Raw genomic sequence first — 16,065 nt, 5'->3', positions numbered from 1 at the left:
TCATCCCCCCACCCCTTTGTGCCGCCGACCCGCGTGGGCCGGCTGGTTTCTTCATTTCCGGAAAGTTGTCTTGACCGTGACCGCCCTCACGCTGTTTGCTGAATTGGAACCCTGGCTGCAGGCCAGCCTGGGCCTGAGCGGCCTGCTCTTGCTGGCCTTTGCCATCCAGGCCGTGGCGCAGTACGTGCTGCTGCACACGGTGCCGCGCATCCGCGACCACATGGGCGTGCAGTGGGCGCGCGTGGTCTGGCACGACCAGGTGCTGCGGCGCCTGGCCCATGTGGTGCCGTCGCTGGTTATCCAGGCCGGCATCGACGCCGTGCCCCACCTGCACGCCGTGGCGGCCACGGTCATCGGCAACGTGGCCGTGGCGCTGACGGTGCTGCAGCTGGTGCGCACCCTGAACGCCCTGCTCGACGCCACGCTGCAGGAGCACAACCGCACGCCCGGCGACGCCCCCACGGCCACGCGCTCCATCAAGAGCTACGTGCAGCTGGCCAAGCTGCTGCTGACACTGGTGGGCGCCATCGTCATCGTGGCGACGCTCATCGACCGCTCGCCGCTGATCCTGCTGTCGGGCCTGGGCGCCATGTCGGCGGTGCTGATGCTGGTGTTCAAGGACACCATCCTCTCGTTCACCGCAGGCCTGCAGCTGTCGTCCAACGACATGCTGCGCGTGGGCGACTGGATCGAGATGCCCCAGGTCGGCGCCGATGGCGACGTGGTGGACATCGCGCTGCACACGGTGAAGGTGCAGAACTGGGACAAGACCATCACCACCATCCCCACCTGGCGGCTGATGAGCGAGAGCTACCGCAACTGGCGCGGCATGGCCGAGTCGGGCGGGCGGCGCATCAAGCGCACGCTGCGCCTGGACGCCGCCAGCGTGCATTTCCTGACCGACGAGGAGACCGACCGCCTGGCGCGCATCGCGCTGCTGGCGCCCTACCTGCAGGAAAAGCGCCAGGCCGTGCGGGCCAGCAACGCCGCCCTGGGCGAGCACGCCGCCGCACCCGCCAACCTGCGCCGGCTGACCAACGTCGGCACCTTCCGCGCCTATGTGCAGGCCTACCTGCAGGCCCACCCCCACATCCACCAGGGCATGACGCTGATGGTGCGCTCGCTGGAGCCCACGGCCGAGGGCGTGCCGCTGGAACTGTACTGCTTCACCTCCACCACGGCCTGGGTGCAGTACGAGGCCATCCAGGGCGACATCTTCGACCACCTGATCGCCGTGCTGCCCGAGTTCAACCTGCGCCTGTACCAGAGCCCCACGGGCCACGACATCCGCACCGGGCTGCGCCAGACCGCGCAGCAGGCCAGCGTTTCGCCATAAAAACAGGAGCTGCTTACGCTTGACTACTGGCGCTTTCAATACGTTTTATACTGAAAACGGCCTGCAGAAAAGCGCTGAGCGCTCCTATTTTTTAGGATTGTCCTGCGGCGGCTGGGTGACGAAGCCCATGCGCCGCAGCCCCGCCGCCTGGGCCGCGCCCATCACCTCCACCACGCGGCCGTAGGGCACGGCCGTGTCGGCGCGCAGCTGCACCTCGGTGTCGGGCGCCTCGGCGGCGATCTGCGCCAGCCGCAGCGCCAGCGCCTCGGCGCCCACGGGTTCGTCGTCCAGATAGGCCTGGCCGGCCACGTCCACCGCCAGCACCACCGCGTGCGCCGGCGTGCCCGGCTGGGCGCCCTCGGCGCGCGGCAGCTCCAGCCGCAGGCTGCTGGCCAGCAGCGGCGCCGTGAGGATGAAGATCACCACCAGCACCAGCATCACATCCACCAGGGGCGTGACGTTGATCTCGCTCATGGGCTGCGGCCCCGGGGTGCGTTCCAGTCGGCCGAATGTCATGGCGGGTCAGTCGCTGGCGCCGATGTCGATGACCAGCTCGCGCAGATCGCGCGCGAAGCCTTCCAGGTCGGCCTCGATGCGGCCGATGACGCGGCCGAACCAGTTGTAGGCCAGCACGGCGGGAATCGCCACCACCAGGCCGGCGGCCGTCATGATCAGCGCCTCGCCCACGGGCCCGGCCACGCGCTCGATGGTGATCTGCCCCGCCCCGGCCATGGCCGTGAGCGCATGGTAGATGCCCCACACCGTGCCCAGCAGCCCCACGAAGGGCGCCGTGGAGCCCACGGTGGCCAGCAGCACCTGGCCGAACTGCAGCTTGCCCAGCACGCCGTGCAGGGCGTCACGCAGCACCCGCGTGAGCCGCTGCGACAGGCCGCCCTGGCCGGCCAGCGTGGCGCCCGCTTCGGCCTGTGCCAGCTGCGCGGCCGCCCGCACCAGGGGCAACACCAACGCCTCGCGGTCCAGGGGCTGCAGGCGCTCGGCCGCGGCGGCCAGCGTGCCCGCCTGCCAGAACGCGGCCGTGCAGCGCGGCACGTCCACATGGGCGCGCCGCATCAAGCGCAGCTTCCAGAAAATGACGACCCAGCTGGCCACCGACATCGCCAGCAGCAGCAGGGCCGAGGCCTGCGTCACCGCATCGCCCTGGCGCAACCAGTGCAGGCCGTCCATGGCGCGGTTACCGGAGGTTCAGCACGTCGAACATGTCGAACAGGCCCGCGCGCTGCGTGGCCAGGTAGCGCACGGCACGCAGGCTGCCCTGGGCGTAGCCGGCGCGGCTGCTGGACTTGTGCGAGATCTCGACCCGTTCGCCGGTGCCGGCGAACAGCACCGTGTGGTCGCCCACGATGTCGCCGCCGCGCACGGTGGCGAAGCCGATCGTGTCCTGCTGGCGCTCGCCCGTGTGGCCGTAGCGCTCGTACACGGCGCGGTCGGCCAGGCGCGTGCCCTGCGCCTCGGCGATCACCTCGCCCATCTTCAGGGCCGTGCCCGAGGGTGCGTCCACCTTGTGCTTGTGGTGGGCCTCGATGATTTCGATGTCGTAGCCCGTGCGCAGCGCCTGGGCGGCCATCTGCAGCAGCTTGAGCGTGACGTTCACGCCCACGCTCATGTTGGGCGCGAACACCACGCCCACCTTCTGCGCGGCGGCGTCGATCTCGGCCTTCTGCGCATCGGAAAAGCCGGTGGTGCCGATGACCATCTGCACGCCCATCTCGGCGCAGACCGCCAGGTGGGCCAGCGTGCCCTCGGGGCGCGTGAAGTCGATCAGCACATCGGCGTCCTGCAGCCCGGCGCGCAGGTCTGCGGTGATGTGCACGCCGCTGGTGCGGCCCAGGAAGGCGGCGGCGTCCGTGCCCACGGCGAGGCTGGACGGCAGGTCGAGCGCGCCGGCCAGAGTGCAGTCGTCACTGGCCAGGATGGCCTCGATGAGCATGTGGCCCATGCGGCCGGAGGCGCCGGCCACGGCCACGCGACGGGGTGCGGAGGAAGAAGTTGTCATGTCGGCAGACCAAAAGGGGAAGACGGGTTACGCGGCCACGCCCGCAAGCCACCGGCGGCGCACGTCAGCGGCGCGTGGATTCCAGCGGGGGGTAGCTGGTGGTGGGCGGTGCAGCCGGCACAGCGGACGGCTCGGCCTCGGGCGTGGCCTTGGGGAAGCGGGCCAGCTGTGCCTCGGTGGCCTCCAGCTGCGGCACCTTGGGAGTGGTCACCTTGGTGGTGAGCGAGGCCACGAACTCGGACTCGGAGGGCATCTCGTCGCCCTCGACGCGCTCCATCACGTTGTCCTTGAACAGCACGGTGAGCTTGCGCGTCTGCACCTCGACGCCCGGACGCTTGAGGGTGAAGACGTATTCCCAGCGGTCGGCATGGAACACGCTCACCATGAGCGGCGTGCCCAGGATCTCGCGCACCTGCTGGCGTCCCATGCCGGGCTGGAGCATCTCCACCTGCTCACGCGAGACGAAGTTGCCCTGCACCACGTCCACCTTGTAGGGCGTCACCATGCCCGCCAGGCGGTCGCTGGTGCCAGCGCAACCAGCCAGCCCGGCACCAATCAACACAATGGCGCCCCAGCGGGCGCCCCAACGGGCGGGAGCAAACATGGGTTTATACATAGGGGATATGATCCGGCCCATTGTAGCGGCTGGATTCTCCGGGCCTTGCGCGCAGCCTTCAGGGCGCGTCATCCTTGATTTCGCCCTGGCACACGAAAGACCTTGTCATGACGAACATCGACGAACTCAAAAGCACCGGCCTCAAGGCGACACTGCCGCGGCTGAAGATCCTGGAAATCTTCCAGAAGGGTGCACAGCGCCACATGACGGCCGAAGACGTGTTCCGCGTGCTGCTGGACGAGCGCTCCGACATCGGCTTGGCCACCGTGTACCGCGTGCTGACGCAGTTCGAGCAGGCCGGCATCCTGATCCGCAGCAATTTCGAGAGTGGCAAGGCTGTGTACGAGCTCAACGAGGGCCAGCACCACGACCATTTCATCTGCACCGCATGCGGCAAGGTCGAGGAGTTCTACGACCCCGAGATCGAAAAGCGCCAGAACCTGATCGCCCAGTCCAAGGGCTGGGTGGTGCACGACCACGCCATGGCGCTGTACGGCCAGTGCGCCACCTGCGCCAAGAAGGGCTGAACGCCGATCAGGCGCCCCCGCGCTCCATGGCGCGGCGGTGGCGCTCCACGAACTCCTGGTAGGTGTCGATGCCGCGCAGCTGCAAGATGGTGTTGCGCACCGCCGCCTCGACCAGCACGGCGATGTTGCGCCCCGCCACCACCTGGATCACCACCTTGAGCACGGGCACGCCGAGCACGTCCTGCGTGAGTGGCTCATAGGGCATGCGCTCGTAGTCGCGCTCCAGGGTTTCCTTGCGCACCAGGTGCACGATGAGCTTCAGGCGCATGCGCCGGCGCACCGCCGTCTCGCCGAAGATCGCCCGGATGTCCAGCAGGCCGATGCCGCGCACCTCCAGCAGGTTCTGCAGCAGCTCGGGGCACTTGCCCTCGATGGTGGTCTGGTTGATGCGGTACAGGTCCACCGCGTCGTCGGCCACCAGGCCGTTGCCGCGCGTGATCAGCTCCAGCCCCAGCTCGCTCTTGCCCAGGCCGGATTCGCCGGTGATGAGCACGCCCAGGCCCAGGATGTCCATGAACACGCCGTGCATGGTGGTGCGGTCGGCGAAATGCTTGGACAGGTAGGCGCGCAGCACGTCGATCACGAAGGCCGCCGACTCCTGCGTGGAGAACATCGGAATCTGCGCGCGCTCGCACATCGACACCACCTCGTCCGGCGCGGCCTGGCCGTCGGCCAGGATCAGCACCGGGGGCTCCAGCGTGACGATGCGCGCGATGCGGCGCTTGCAGTCCTCCGGCGTGGCGTTGGTCAGGTAGGCGACCTCACGCTCGCCCAGAATCTGCGCGCGATAGGGATGGATGTAATTCAGGTAGCCGACCAGGTCGGCGCCCGAACGCGCGGCGCGCACGGCGACCTCGGTGAAGCGGCGCTCGGAGGCACCCAGCCCGGCCACCCACTCCCATTTCAGGAGGGCGCGGAATTCCTCGAAAAGCACATCGGCGCTGACGACGTTTGGTTTCACGGCGGCCCGATGGTGAAGCGCTGCGTCAGCCGCCCTGGGCGGACTGCCAGCCGGAGATCATGCCGTGCAGGCCGGCCGCGTCGGTACAGGTCTTCAGGCGCTCGCGCAGCGCGCCGTCACTCAGCAGCTCTGCGATTTCCGACAGGATTTCCAGGTGCTTTTGCGTCGCCGCCTCGGGCACCAGCAGGAAGATCAGCAGCGCCACGGGCTGCTCGTCGGGGGCATCGAAGCCGATGGGCTGCGCCAGCTGGAACACCGCCGCCATGGGCGCTTTGAGGCCCTTGATGCGGCCATGCGGAATGGCCACGCCATGGCCCAGCCCCGTGGAGCCCAGACGCTCGCGCGCGAAGAGACTGTCGGTGATCAGGGCCCGGGACAAGCCGTGCTGGCTCTCGAACAGCAGGCCCGCCTCCTCGAAAGCACGCTTTTTGCTGGTGGCATCGACGCTCACGAGCACTTGTGCGGGAGGCAATATGGAAGCAAGTCGATTCATGGTCAGTGTGCGACGATTATGCACGCCTAGCGGAAACCCTAAAAGTGTATCCAACAGAAACAAAAAACCGCCCCTGGGGCGGTTGCTGCATCACCGCCTTCGCAGGCGGCGATGCGGATGGGCCCAAGACTGCCCGTCATGCGGCCGCAGCGGCGGCCTGGATGGTGGCGCGGCGCACGCCGGCCTGGTGATCCTGCAGACGATCCTTGTGGCGCACGACCATGCGGTCGAGCTTGTCCATCAACTCATCCACGGCAGCATACAGATCGAAATGGGTGCTTTCCACAAACAGATCGCTTCCTTTCACGTGCACATTGCATTCGGCGCGCTGGCGCTTTTCCTTCTCCTTCTGCTTCTCTACGGTCAGTAGCACCTTGACATCCACCACCTGATCAAAGTGTCGCGTGATGCGTTCCAGCTTGGATGTCACATAGCTGCGCAAGGCGGGGGTCACTTCAAGGTGATGACCGCTGATCGTCAAGTTCATAGACAAGTCTCCTGTGACTCACAGTTGAAAAACGCCACCCCTTGCCGGTCCGGGGCGGCTGGCGAACTTGAATGCATTCAGGCCTGGGTTCACTATGCGCCCCTGGCTCCCGGAAAGCAACGCGTTCCCGTCCCCCACGCACGGGATATGACGGGCAGGTGTCAAGCGGCCCAAAAAGCTTCACAATCGTCCGGTTGTCCTGCCGCCGGCAGCCCAGGCGTATCGCGCTCGCGGTCCACCGCGCCGGGTACCGACACCACGCCGCCCGCCGCGGCCGCGCCGCTAAAATTCATCCTTCGGCCCGGCAATGGCGGGCCGTCCCCTCCGATCATCGCGCGCGCTCTTTCCCGGCCGCCTTCCGTCCGACTGCCATGACCCAGCCCAGCACCTCCGCCCTGCACACCTCCGCCCTGACCTCGCTGCCGCTGCTGGCACGCGGCAAGGTGCGCGACAACTACGCCGTGGGTGAAGACCGCATCCTGATGGTGGCCAGCGACCGGCTTTCGGCCTTCGACGTGATCATGGGCGAGCCCATCCCCGGCAAGGGCGAGCTGCTGACCAAGATGGCGCTGTTCTGGTTCGACAAGCTCGGCCATGTCGTGCCCAACCACCTCACGGGCGAGGCGCCCGAGAGCGTGGTCACGCCCGCCGAGGTGCCCCAGGTGCAGGGCCGCTCGATGCTGGTCCGCCGCCTCAAGCCCATCCCCGTCGAGGCCGTGGTGCGCGGCTACCTGGCCGGCAGCGGCTGGAAGGAATACCAGGAGTCGCGTTCGGTCTGCGGCGTGCCGCTGCCCGAGGGCCTGACGAATGCCGCCAAGCTGCCGCACAGCATCTACACGCCGGCAGCCAAGGCCGCCATGGGCGAGCACGACGAGAACATCAGCTTCGAGCGCACGGTGGAGATGATTGGCCTGGAGCTGGCTTCCCGGATCCGCGACATCTCCATCCAGCTGTACGAGGCCGCCGCCGCCATCGCGCTGGAGAAGGGCATGATCATTGCAGACACCAAGTTCGAGTTCGGCCTGACCGACAGCGGCGAGCTGGTGCTTATGGACGAGGTGCTCACGCCCGACAGCTCGCGCTACTGGCCCGTGGAGGGCTATGCCGAGGCCCTGGCCAAGGGCGAGAACCCGCCCAGCTACGACAAGCAGTTCGTGCGCGACTGGCTGGAGCAGGCCCAGGTGAACGGCAAGCCCTGGAACAAGACCGCGCCCGCGCCGCGCCTGCCGCGCGAGGTGGTGGAGAAGACCGCCGCCAAGTACCGCGAGGCGCTGCAGCGCCTCACGGCCTGATCACTCCCAGCCCCCTTACTGCGGCTGCATGGGCGGCACCTCGTCCTCCAGCCGCGGCATGCCCCGCTCCTCGGCCACGAAGCGCAGCAGGGGCTTGCCCTCTGCATCGCGCAGCTCCAGCTCCCGCCCCTGCTGGTGGTAGAACGCCACGGCGCCGAGGCGTTCGAAGAACGCCGGCTCCGACCCACCGCCCGCCAGGCACAGGCGCAGCGACGAGTTCAGCCCCGACAGGCGCAACCGCCCGCCCTCCTGCGCATAGTCCGCGATGAAGCGGTTGCAGCCGCCCGAGCCGCTGGCGCGGCCCGCGTCGCGCTCCAGCAGCAGATGGGCCATGGTCGCCCCTGCAGCGGGCGGCGCCACGGGCTCGCCGCCCACCACCTCAACCAGCTTCCAATAGGTCTGGCGCAGCGGCACGGCCGCCATGGCCGTGGCCGCCAGCAGCGGCACGCGCGCCAGGATCACGTCCACATGGCGGAAGGCCGGGTCGATCAGCGCCGGGTGCACGCCCGGCATGTCCAGCAGCAGCCGGCCCTGCTGCGTGACGGCGGCGCGCACCTCGTAGCGCCCCTGGGGCGGGGTGCGGGCCTGGTGGTAGGGCAGGCGCAGCGCGTAGGGCGGCGGCCCCGCGGGGTCGATGCGCTGGCGCGCCAGCACCACGGGCGGCTCGCCCTCGCGCGTCACGTCCACGAGCGTGGCCTCGAACAGCGCATCGGGTGGCACGTAGAGCCGCTCGCGCGAGATCGCCGTGCCGGTGACCTGCGCATCGGGCGCCGGCGCGGTGGCGCAGCCGGTCAGCCAGGCGGCGGCCAGCCAGGCCGCGGCCACCCCGCCGATCCGTTTCCAGCGCCGCGCCCGCAAGCCCCGCTCAGCTCAGGACGACGCTGGACAGGCGGCGGCGGTAGGTGGCCACCACCGGGTCCTCGGGCGGGATCTGGCCGTCGGCCACCTTGACCTTGGGCGGCTCGATGATTTCCAGCACCGCCACGTAGGCCTTGCGCGCGGCCTCGTCGCTCCAGGCCTTGTCGCGCATGAGGATTTCCAGCAGCTCGTCCATGGCGTCCGTCCAGCGCTGCTGGGCCATGAGCCAGCGCGCGCGGCCGAAGCGCGCCTCGAAGTCGCGCTTGTTGGCGGCAATCTTGGCATCAAATTCGGCACCAGCGCCCGCCCCATGAGCGTTAACAGCTACGAAATCAATAGCATCCATCCAGGCCTTGAGCGCCGCGAGCTTGCGCGATGTCTCGGCCTTGGCGATCACCGGGGCGAAGGCCACCTTGGCATCGTCGACGCGGCCCAGCTGCAGCAGCAGCTTCACGTAGTCGAACCGCGCGTCGTCGTTGGCCGGGTCGGTGGCCACGGCGGCCTGCAGCTTGTCCAGCGCGCCCTCGGTATCGCCCTCGGCCAGGGCGTCCAAGGCCTCTTCTTCCTGCTCCTCGGCCTCCAGCTCCTCGGCGCTGGGCAGGTGCTTGTCCAGGAAGGCGCGCAGCTGGCCCTCGGGCTGGGCGCCCATGAAGCCGTCCACCGGCTGGCCGTTGATCATCAGCACGCAGGTCGGAATGCTGCGGATGCCGAACATGGCGGCCAGCTGCTGCTCCTGGTCGGAGTCGATCTTCACCAGCTTGAAGCGGCCGGCGTACTCCGTCTCCAGCTTTTCCAGGAGGGGGCCCAGGGTCTTGCACGGGCCGCACCAGGGCGCCCAGAAATCGACCAGCACGGGCGCCTGCATCGACGCGGCGATGACTTCGGTTTCAAAAGTTTCTATGGTGACGTCGATCATGTGTAGGCAGTCCCGGTAATGTGGCGCGGCGCGCCGGTCATCAAGAGTCAGGGGATTCTCGGGCAATTTCGCGCGCAGCAGGCGCATGGCGCCGCTGTAGTAGCGGGTTAATACCCGCCCTGCGGCCGGGCTGCCCACAATGCCAGGCTCCGAAACCACCACACAAGGAGACAACCATGGCAGGCAAGAAGATTCTGATGATCTGCGGCGACTACTGCGAGGACTATGAAACCATGGTCCCCTTCCAGGCGCTGCTGGCCGTGGGCCACCAGGTGCATGCGGTCTGCCCCGGCAAGAAGGCCGGCGACCAGATCAAGACGGCCATCCACGACTTCGAGGGCGCGCAGACCTACAGCGAAAAGCCCGGCCACAACTTCACGCTCAACGCCACGTTCGCCGACATCCGGCCCGAGAGCTACGACGCGCTGGTGATTCCCGGCGGCCGCGGCCCCGAGTACCTGCGCAACGACGCCGCCGTGTGCGCCGCCGTGCGCCACTTCTTCGACGCCAACAAGCCCGTGGCCGCCGTCTGCCACGGTGCCCAGCTGCTGGCCGGCGCGGGCGTGCTCCAGGGCCGCACCTGCTCCGCCTACCCCGCCTGCCGCGCCGAGGTGGAGCTGGCCGGCGGCACCTACGCCGACATCCCCGTGGACCAGGCCCACACCCAGGGCAACCTGGTCAGCGCCCCCGCCTGGCCGGCCCACCCGGCCTGGATCGCGCAGTTGCTGGCGCTGCTGGGCACGCGCATCACGCTTTGAGTCAAAATAGGCTGCAGCGCTTTTCCACAAAGCGCTCGCAGCTATTAATTCAATAGCATACATCACCCGGCTTGACGCAGGCCCCGCCGGCCCCCACCATGGCCGGCCTTGCATGTGTCCCAGGAGTCCGCCGTGTGCCAGGTCTTCATCAGCGCCGATCCGCAGCTCTACGCCTACCGCGCCCGCTCCGTGCGGCTGCACGGGGTGGCGACCAGCATCCGGCTGGAAAACATGTTCTGGCAGGTGCTGCAGGAGATCGCCGCGCGCGACGGCTACAGCGTCGCCCAGCTGTGCACGCGGCTGTATGACGAGCTGATGGCCGAGCATGGCGCGGTGGACAACTTCACCTCCTTCCTGCGCGTGTGCTGCACGCGCTACCTGGCGCTGCAGCTGTCGGGCGACATCGCGCGCGACGCGCGCATCCCCATCCGTTCGATCACGCTCGGGGCGGGCGCCGCCGCCGCGCTGGCGCACTGACGGCGCGCACAAAAAGTAAAATCGCGGGTTCCACCCAGGCGAGCGCCCCGCGCGCCCCACACACATGAACCCCATCCAGATCGGCGTGGTCATGGGCTCCAGCAGCGACTGGGACACCATGCAGCACGCAGTTGCCATCCTCCAGCAATTCGGCATCGCCCACGAGGCCCAGGTGGTCTCCGCCCACCGCATGCCGGACGACATGTTCCGCTACGCCGAGGCCGCGGCCGGCCGCGGCCTGAAGGCCATCATTGCCGGCGCGGGCGGCGCCGCGCACCTGCCCGGCATGCTCGCCGCCAAGACCCCCGTGCCCGTGCTCGGCGTGCCCGTGGCCAGCCGCCACCTGCAGGGCGTGGACTCGCTGCACTCCATCGTGCAGATGCCCAAGGGCGTGCCCGTGGCCACCTTCGCTATCGGCAACGCCGGCGCCGCCAATGCCGCGCTGTTCGCCGTGGCCCTGCTGGCCAACGAAGATGCCGCGCTGCGCGCCAGGCTCGAGGCCTTCCGCGCCGAGCAGACCGAGGCCGCGCGCGCCATGACGCTGCCGGTGCATGCATGAGCGACGCCCCCATGCCTGACGTGATCCTGCCCGGCGCCACGCTGGGCGTGCTGGGCGGCGGCCAGCTGGGCCGCATGTTCGTGCATGCCGCCCAGTCCATGGGCTACTTCACCGCCGTGCTCGACGCCGACGCCACCAGCCCCGCCGGCCTGGTGAGCCACCACCACATCCGCACCGGCTACGAAGACCCGCAGGGCCTGGCCGGGCTGGCCCGGGTCTGCGCGGCCGTGACCACCGAGTTCGAGAACGTGCCCGCCGCCGCCCTCGACACGCTGGCGCGCAGCCTGCCCGTGTCGCCTGCCGGCAGCGCCGTGGCCATCGCCCAGGACCGCGCGCAGGAGAAGGCGCACTTCGTGCAATGCGGCGTCCCCGTCGCCCCGCACGCCGTGATCGCCACGCCCGCGCAGCTGGCCGCCGTGCCGGCCGACCTGCTGCCCGGCATCCTCAAGACCGCCCGCATGGGCTACGACGGCAAGGGCCAGGTCCGCGTGAAGACGCTGGACGACCTGGCCGCCGCCTGGGACCAGCTGGGCCGCGTGACCTGCGTGCTCGAGAAGATGCTGCCGCTGGCGCACGAATGCTCGGTCATCGTGGCGCGCGGCCGCGACGGCCAACTCGTCCACCTGCCCGTGCAGCGCAACCTGCACCGGGACGGCATCCTGGCCGTGACCGAGGTGTATGAAGGAAATCTGCCACCAGCCCAGGTACAGCAAGCGCTGGCAGCCGCGAAATCCGTAGCAGACGGCCTGCGCTATGTGGGCGTGCTGTGCGTGGAGTTCTTCGTGCTGGAAGACGGCTCGCTGGTGGTCAATGAGATCGCCCCGCGCCCGCACAACAGCGGCCACTACAGCCAGAACGCCTGCGACGTGTCGCAGTTCGAGCTGCAGGTGCGCTGCATGACCGGCCTGCCGCTGGTGCAGCCGCGCCTGCACAGCCCCACCATCATGCTGAACCTGCTGGGCGACCTGTGGTTCGCAAGCGGCGACACGCCCGCCGCGCCGGCCTGGGACCAGGTGCTGGCCCTGCCCGGCTGCCACCTACACCTGTACGGCAAGGCGACGCCCCAGCGCGCCCGCAAGATGGGCCACCTGAACATCACCGGCGCCACGCCGCAGGCCGTGCGCGACACGGCGCTGCGGGCGGCGGCCATCCTGGGCATCGCCCCGTTCTGAAAGGCCGCGCCGTGATCCTGGATGGGACGCTCCCCACCGCGGTGCAGGCCGCCGCGCAGGCCCTGGCCCGCGGCGAACTGCTGGGCCTGCCGACCGAGACCGTCTACGGCCTGGCGGCCGACGCCGACAACGACGCGGCCGTGGCGCAGATCTTTGCCGCCAAGGGGCGCCCCGCCAACCACCCGCTGATCGTGCATGTGGCCGACGCCGCGGCCATCACCCATTACGCCAAGGAGGTGCCGCTGTTCGCGCAGCAGCTCATCGACGCCTTCTGGCCCGGCCCGCTGACGCTGATCCTGCCGCGCCTGCCCCAGGCGGCCCGGGCCTCCACGGGCGGCCAGGACAGCGTGGGTCTGCGCTGCCCGGCCCACCCCGTGGCCCATGCCGTGCTGGCCGCCTGCCAGCGGCTCGACCCGCCCGTGTGGGGCGTGTCGGCCCCCAGCGCCAACCATTTCGGCAAGGTCAGCCCGACCACCGCGCGCCATGTGGCCGACGCGTTCGGCGACGCGCTGCTGGTGCTCGACGGCGGCGCCTGCGCCGTGGGCATCGAGTCCACCATCATCGACTGCACGCGCGGCGTGCCCGTGCTGCTGCGCCCCGGCGCCATCTCGCGCGAGGACGTGCAGCGCGCCTGCGGCCTGCGGCCGCTATCGAAAGAAGAGCTTCCCGCGCTTACCCCACGGGCCTCAGGCACGCTTTTGGCACATTACGCCCCCACGGCCCGCGTACGCCTGATGGACGCCAAGCAGCTGCAGGCCGGCCTGGACGTACTGGGCGCGGACGCCGCGCACATGGCCGTGTACGCGCGCGCGGCGCTGCGCTCGCCGTCCTCCAGGATCATCCTGCGCCGCATGCCCGACGACGCGGCCGCGGCCGCGCAGCAGCTGTTCGCGGCGCTGCGCGGCTTCGACGAGGCCGGCGCCAAGCTGATCTGGATCGAAACCCCGCCCGGCAGCCCCGACTGGGAAGGCGTGCGCGACCGCCTGCAGCGCGCCGCGGCCGCCGGCTGAACCTACATTGCGCTACAAGCCCGCGTGACGCCCTCGTTACACTCTCGCCCACTTATTCCGGAGAATTACATGCCAGCACATTGGATGCGCCGCACCCTCGTGGCCACCACCTGCGCAGCCGCCGCCCTGCTCGCGGCCTGCGGCTCCAGCAGCATTGAATCGGCCATCTCGCCCGAGCGCTTCATCACCTTCGGGGATGGCTCCATCGACGTGGGGCAAAAGGGCTCCAGCTACACCGTCAACAACGGCAGCATCAACAACTGGACGCTGCAGGTGGCTTCCCACTACGGCAAGACCATCCGTCCCGTGTCGGCCGGCGGCCTGAGCTATGCGCAGGGCAATGCCCGCGTCACCGCCACGCCCGACGCGGCCGGCAACGCCACCACCCCGACCGTGAAGCAGCAGATCGACAGCTTCCTGGCCGGGCAGGCGTTCCGCGAGGCGGACGTGGTCATCATCGCCGCGGGCGTGAGCGACATCGTCGCCGGCATGGCCGCCGTGCGGGCGGGCGCGCAGAGCGAGGACGCCTTCGTCACCGCCTCCGGCCAGGCCGGCAAGGACCTGGCCACGCAGGTGCGCCGCCTGTCAGATTCCGGCGCCAAGCACATCCTGGTGACCGGCACCTACGACCTGAGCCGCACGCCCTGGGCCAAGGCCATCGACAAGGAACAGCTGATCAGCCGCGCCAGCCGCCGCTTCAACGACGAGCTGCTGATCGCCATCGAAGACCTGCGCAAGACCGTGCTCTACGTGGACGTGGCCTACTACGTGAACCTGTTCGAGGGCTCGGCCGGCGGCTATGGCTTCAGCGACGTCGAGAACCCGGTCTGCACCTCGGTGGATGCCGGCCCCGGCATCGGCATCGGCGCGGGCGAGGTGAACTCGGCCCTGTGCACCGGCTCCACGCTGCGCCCGAACGCCAACCCCGACCGCTTCCTGTTCGCCGACAAGGTCTACATCACCCCGGCCGCCCACCGCGAATTCGGCAACTACGCCTACGACCGCCTGCGCGTGCGCTGGTGATGCGTGCCAACCGCTAGCGCGTCGGCGCGCTGGCGGTCTCGCGGTCGCGGTCGTTCAGCGCCCAGTCCACCAGGGCCTCGACGGCCGGGCGCGCCGCGGGCGCATTCGGGTGATTGACGATGGCCACCAGCACATAGCGGCGGCCGCTGGCGGCGTGCACATAGCCCGCCATGGCCGTCACGTCGCGCAGCGTGCCGGTCTTGAGGTGGGCCGATCCCGCGGCCGCCAGGCCCGGGCGGCGGCGCAGCGTGCCGTCCACCCCGGCGATCGGCAGCGAGGCCATCAGCTCCGGCATCACCGGCGAAGCCCAGGCCTGCTGCAGCAGGCGCCCCAGCGCCCGGGGCGTCAGGCGCGCCTCGCGGCTCAGGCCCGCGCCGTTGTCCACCACCAGCGCCTCGCTGGCGCCCACGCGCTGGCGCCACCACTGCGCCAGCACCGCGCGCGCCGTGTCGAAGCGCCCCACGCCCCCTTTTTGCAGCCCCAGCGTCAGGAACAGCTGCTGGGTCATGACGTTGTTGCTGTACTTGTTGATGTCGCGCACCACCTCCGACAGGGCGGGCGACACGCTGCTGAAGGCCGGCTGCAGGCCCGCGGGCACCTGGCCGTCGCGCACGCGGCCGGTGAGTTTGCCGCCCAGCTCGCGCCACATGCCCTCCACGGCGCGCGCCGCATAGCCGCGCGGGTCGGCCGGGGCCACGGACCACTCCCGCTCCCCGCAGGCGGCCGGGTACGGGCCCTGGAACGCGATGCGCGCGGCATCGGAGAACTCGGCCCGCAGCCCCGTGCGCCAGTCGCCGCAGGCGGCGCCCGCGGCCGCCAGCGGCACCGTCGCCGGCAGGTCGATCTGGGCCAGGGGCGGCTCGTAGCGCACGCGCGCCACGCCAGCCGCCACGTCGGGCACGAAGCCCATGGCCACCGACTTGTAGTTGAGCAGCAGCGCGTCGGGCGCCGCGTTGTAGGGGCGCCAGGGCTCGCCGTCGAACAGGGCCGGGTCGTGGGCCGGCACCTCGAAGGCGCTGCGGTCGAGCACGATGTCGCCCAGGATCACGTCGATGCCCTGCGCGCGCAGGCGCCGCATGAGCAGCCACAGGCGCTCCACCACTAGCTTGGGGTCGCCCTGCCCCTTGATGTAGACATTGCCGCGCAGGCTGCCGCCCTGGGGCGCCGCGTCCAGGTACACGGGCGTGTCCCAGGTGAAGGCCGGCCCCAGCAGGTCCAGCGCCGCATAGGTGGTGACCAGCTTCATGACCGAGGCCGGGTTCACCGCCGCCTCGGCCTGGTAGGCCAGGCGCGGGGGCTGGCGCCCCTCGACCTCCACGACCAGCGCCGACAGCGCCTCGCGCGGCACCTTGGCGCGCTGCAGCAGGGCCTCGACGGCGGGCGGCAGCGCGGCGGCCTCCGCCGGCGCGGCCGCGGGGCGCTGGGCCCCGGCGGGCAGGCAGACGGCCAGGAGAGCCGCCCAGGCCAGGCGGCGCAGGCGGCCACGGGCCTGCGCGAACGGGAAAAACAACATCCCGCCGAGTCTATCGCCCGCGCCACCCCGGCCGAACCGGCCCCGTGCGCCGC

General features: G+C 69.9%; 19 protein-coding genes. 9 read left to right on the top strand and 10 right to left on the bottom strand.

The window, feature by feature from the left end; all coding sequences use genetic code 11:
* Window positions 1–70: 70 nt before the first annotated feature.
* Complete coding sequence (locus tag BP68_RS04635) at window positions 71–1,336, top strand: mechanosensitive ion channel family protein (RefSeq protein WP_496369444.1); 1,266 nt, start codon at window positions 71–73, stop codon at window positions 1,334–1,336.
* Window positions 1,337–1,420: 84 nt separating this feature from the next.
* On the opposite strand, the gene BP68_RS04630 is transcribed toward BP68_RS04635, so the two are convergent.
* The 4 genes from BP68_RS04630 to BP68_RS04615 all read right to left on the bottom strand — a co-directional run bounded on the left by BP68_RS04630 (window position 1,421) and on the right by BP68_RS04615 (window position 3,954).
* Window positions 1,421–1,852, bottom strand: coding sequence for an ExbD/TolR family protein (locus BP68_RS04630; protein ID WP_496369443.1), 432 nt, complete (start codon window positions 1,850–1,852; stop codon window positions 1,421–1,423).
* A gap of 6 nt (window positions 1,853–1,858) precedes the next feature.
* Complete coding sequence (locus BP68_RS04625) at window positions 1,859–2,521, bottom strand: MotA/TolQ/ExbB proton channel family protein (protein WP_496369442.1); 663 nt, start codon at window positions 2,519–2,521, stop codon at window positions 1,859–1,861.
* Between the two features lie 7 nt (window positions 2,522–2,528).
* On the bottom strand, window positions 2,529–3,350 hold the full coding sequence (gene dapB / locus BP68_RS04620) for a 4-hydroxy-tetrahydrodipicolinate reductase (RefSeq protein ID WP_496369441.1): 822 nt from the start codon (window positions 3,348–3,350) through the stop codon (window positions 2,529–2,531).
* Window positions 3,351–3,414: 64 nt separating this feature from the next.
* Window positions 3,415–3,954, bottom strand: coding sequence for an outer membrane protein assembly factor BamE (locus tag BP68_RS04615; RefSeq protein ID WP_496369440.1), 540 nt, complete (start codon window positions 3,952–3,954; stop codon window positions 3,415–3,417).
* A gap of 119 nt (window positions 3,955–4,073) precedes the next feature.
* On the opposite strand from BP68_RS04615, the gene fur reads away from it, so the two are divergent.
* Complete coding sequence (gene fur / locus BP68_RS04610; RefSeq protein ID WP_496369439.1) at window positions 4,074–4,493, top strand: ferric iron uptake transcriptional regulator; 420 nt, start codon at window positions 4,074–4,076, stop codon at window positions 4,491–4,493.
* 7 nt (window positions 4,494–4,500) lie between these two features.
* Here fur and hprK read toward each other — a convergent pair whose 3' ends face one another.
* The 3 genes from hprK to hpf form a co-directional block, all read right to left on the bottom strand.
* Window positions 4,501–5,454, bottom strand: coding sequence for an HPr(Ser) kinase/phosphatase (gene hprK / locus BP68_RS04605; RefSeq protein ID WP_496369438.1), 954 nt, complete (start codon window positions 5,452–5,454; stop codon window positions 4,501–4,503).
* A gap of 25 nt (window positions 5,455–5,479) precedes the next feature.
* A complete protein-coding gene (locus BP68_RS04600; protein ID WP_496369437.1) occupies window positions 5,480–5,947 on the bottom strand; it encodes a PTS sugar transporter subunit IIA in 468 nt (155 codons plus the stop codon).
* A gap of 136 nt (window positions 5,948–6,083) precedes the next feature.
* On the bottom strand, window positions 6,084–6,434 hold the full coding sequence (hpf, locus tag BP68_RS04595; RefSeq protein ID WP_496369436.1) for a ribosome hibernation-promoting factor, HPF/YfiA family: 351 nt from the start codon (window positions 6,432–6,434) through the stop codon (window positions 6,084–6,086).
* A 371-nt stretch (window positions 6,435–6,805) separates the two neighbouring features.
* Between hpf and BP68_RS04590 the strand changes: the two genes are divergently transcribed.
* Window positions 6,806–7,726: a phosphoribosylaminoimidazolesuccinocarboxamide synthase gene (locus tag BP68_RS04590; RefSeq protein ID WP_496369435.1), complete on the top strand. Its 921-nt coding sequence runs from the start codon at window positions 6,806–6,808 to the stop codon at window positions 7,724–7,726.
* A 15-nt stretch (window positions 7,727–7,741) separates the two neighbouring features.
* On the opposite strand, the gene BP68_RS04585 is transcribed toward BP68_RS04590, so the two are convergent.
* Window positions 7,742–8,551, bottom strand: a complete 810-nt coding sequence (locus tag BP68_RS04585; protein ID WP_496369434.1) for an META domain-containing protein — start codon at window positions 8,549–8,551, stop codon at window positions 7,742–7,744.
* Between the two features lie 40 nt (window positions 8,552–8,591).
* On the bottom strand, window positions 8,592–9,500 hold the full coding sequence (trxA, locus tag BP68_RS04580) for a thioredoxin (protein WP_496369433.1): 909 nt from the start codon (window positions 9,498–9,500) through the stop codon (window positions 8,592–8,594).
* 176 nt (window positions 9,501–9,676) lie between these two features.
* On the opposite strand from trxA, the gene BP68_RS04575 reads away from it, so the two are divergent.
* The 6 genes from BP68_RS04575 to BP68_RS04550 all read left to right on the top strand — a co-directional run bounded on the left by BP68_RS04575 (window position 9,677) and on the right by BP68_RS04550 (window position 14,499).
* Window positions 9,677–10,258: a DJ-1/PfpI family protein gene (locus BP68_RS04575; protein WP_496369432.1), complete on the top strand. Its 582-nt coding sequence runs from the start codon at window positions 9,677–9,679 to the stop codon at window positions 10,256–10,258.
* Window positions 10,259–10,390: 132 nt separating this feature from the next.
* Entirely contained in the window at window positions 10,391–10,735 is a 345-nt protein-coding gene (locus BP68_RS04570) for a ribbon-helix-helix domain-containing protein (protein WP_496369715.1), read from the top strand.
* A gap of 64 nt (window positions 10,736–10,799) precedes the next feature.
* Complete coding sequence (purE, locus tag BP68_RS04565; protein ID WP_496369431.1) at window positions 10,800–11,294, top strand: 5-(carboxyamino)imidazole ribonucleotide mutase; 495 nt, start codon at window positions 10,800–10,802, stop codon at window positions 11,292–11,294.
* A complete protein-coding gene (locus tag BP68_RS04560) occupies window positions 11,291–12,466 on the top strand; it encodes a 5-(carboxyamino)imidazole ribonucleotide synthase (RefSeq protein ID WP_496369430.1) in 1,176 nt (391 codons plus the stop codon). Before purE ends, BP68_RS04560 begins: the two co-directional genes overlap by 4 nt.
* Window positions 12,467–12,477: 11 nt before the next feature.
* Window positions 12,478–13,476, top strand: coding sequence for an L-threonylcarbamoyladenylate synthase (locus BP68_RS04555; protein ID WP_496369429.1), 999 nt, complete (start codon window positions 12,478–12,480; stop codon window positions 13,474–13,476).
* Window positions 13,477–13,545: 69 nt separating this feature from the next.
* The gene (locus tag BP68_RS04550; RefSeq protein WP_496369428.1) at window positions 13,546–14,499 is read left to right on the top strand and encodes an SGNH/GDSL hydrolase family protein; all 954 of its coding nucleotides are present in this window, start codon (window positions 13,546–13,548) and stop codon (window positions 14,497–14,499) included.
* Window positions 14,500–14,512: 13 nt separating this feature from the next.
* Here BP68_RS04550 and dacB read toward each other — a convergent pair whose 3' ends face one another.
* Entirely contained in the window at window positions 14,513–16,012 is a 1,500-nt protein-coding gene (gene dacB / locus BP68_RS04545; RefSeq protein ID WP_496369427.1) for a D-alanyl-D-alanine carboxypeptidase/D-alanyl-D-alanine endopeptidase, read from the bottom strand.
* Between the last annotated feature and the right edge of the window lie 53 nt (window positions 16,013–16,065).

The organism is Diaphorobacter oryzae DSM 22780 (assembly GCF_059568935.1).
This window is presented reverse-complemented; position numbering and strand designations above follow the sequence as displayed.

What these genes read in the sequence shown, in the direction of transcription:
- BP68_RS04590 (WP_496369435.1), top strand. Translation starts at nt 6,806, where the DNA reads ATGACCCAGCCCAGCACCTCCGCCCTGCACACCTCCGCCCTGACCTCG.
- BP68_RS04625 (WP_496369442.1), bottom strand. Translation starts at nt 2,521, where the DNA reads ATGGACGGCCTGCACTGGTTGCGCCAGGGCGATGCGGTGACGCAGGCC.
- BP68_RS04575 (WP_496369432.1), top strand. Translation starts at nt 9,677, where the DNA reads ATGGCAGGCAAGAAGATTCTGATGATCTGCGGCGACTACTGCGAGGAC.
- purE (WP_496369431.1), top strand. Translation starts at nt 10,800, where the DNA reads ATGAACCCCATCCAGATCGGCGTGGTCATGGGCTCCAGCAGCGACTGG.
- dapB (WP_496369441.1), bottom strand. Translation starts at nt 3,350, where the DNA reads ATGACAACTTCTTCCTCCGCACCCCGTCGCGTGGCCGTGGCCGGCGCC.
- hpf (WP_496369436.1), bottom strand. Translation starts at nt 6,434, where the DNA reads ATGAACTTGACGATCAGCGGTCATCACCTTGAAGTGACCCCCGCCTTG.
- BP68_RS04600 (WP_496369437.1), bottom strand. Translation starts at nt 5,947, where the DNA reads ATGAATCGACTTGCTTCCATATTGCCTCCCGCACAAGTGCTCGTGAGC.
- BP68_RS04560 (WP_496369430.1), top strand. Translation starts at nt 11,291, where the DNA reads ATGAGCGACGCCCCCATGCCTGACGTGATCCTGCCCGGCGCCACGCTG.
- BP68_RS04550 (WP_496369428.1), top strand. Translation starts at nt 13,546, where the DNA reads ATGCCAGCACATTGGATGCGCCGCACCCTCGTGGCCACCACCTGCGCA.
- BP68_RS04630 (WP_496369443.1), bottom strand. Translation starts at nt 1,852, where the DNA reads ATGACATTCGGCCGACTGGAACGCACCCCGGGGCCGCAGCCCATGAGC.
- dacB (WP_496369427.1), bottom strand. Translation starts at nt 16,012, where the DNA reads ATGTTGTTTTTCCCGTTCGCGCAGGCCCGTGGCCGCCTGCGCCGCCTG.
- BP68_RS04615 (WP_496369440.1), bottom strand. Translation starts at nt 3,954, where the DNA reads ATGTTTGCTCCCGCCCGTTGGGGCGCCCGCTGGGGCGCCATTGTGTTG.
- fur (WP_496369439.1), top strand. Translation starts at nt 4,074, where the DNA reads ATGACGAACATCGACGAACTCAAAAGCACCGGCCTCAAGGCGACACTG.
- trxA (WP_496369433.1), bottom strand. Translation starts at nt 9,500, where the DNA reads ATGATCGACGTCACCATAGAAACTTTTGAAACCGAAGTCATCGCCGCG.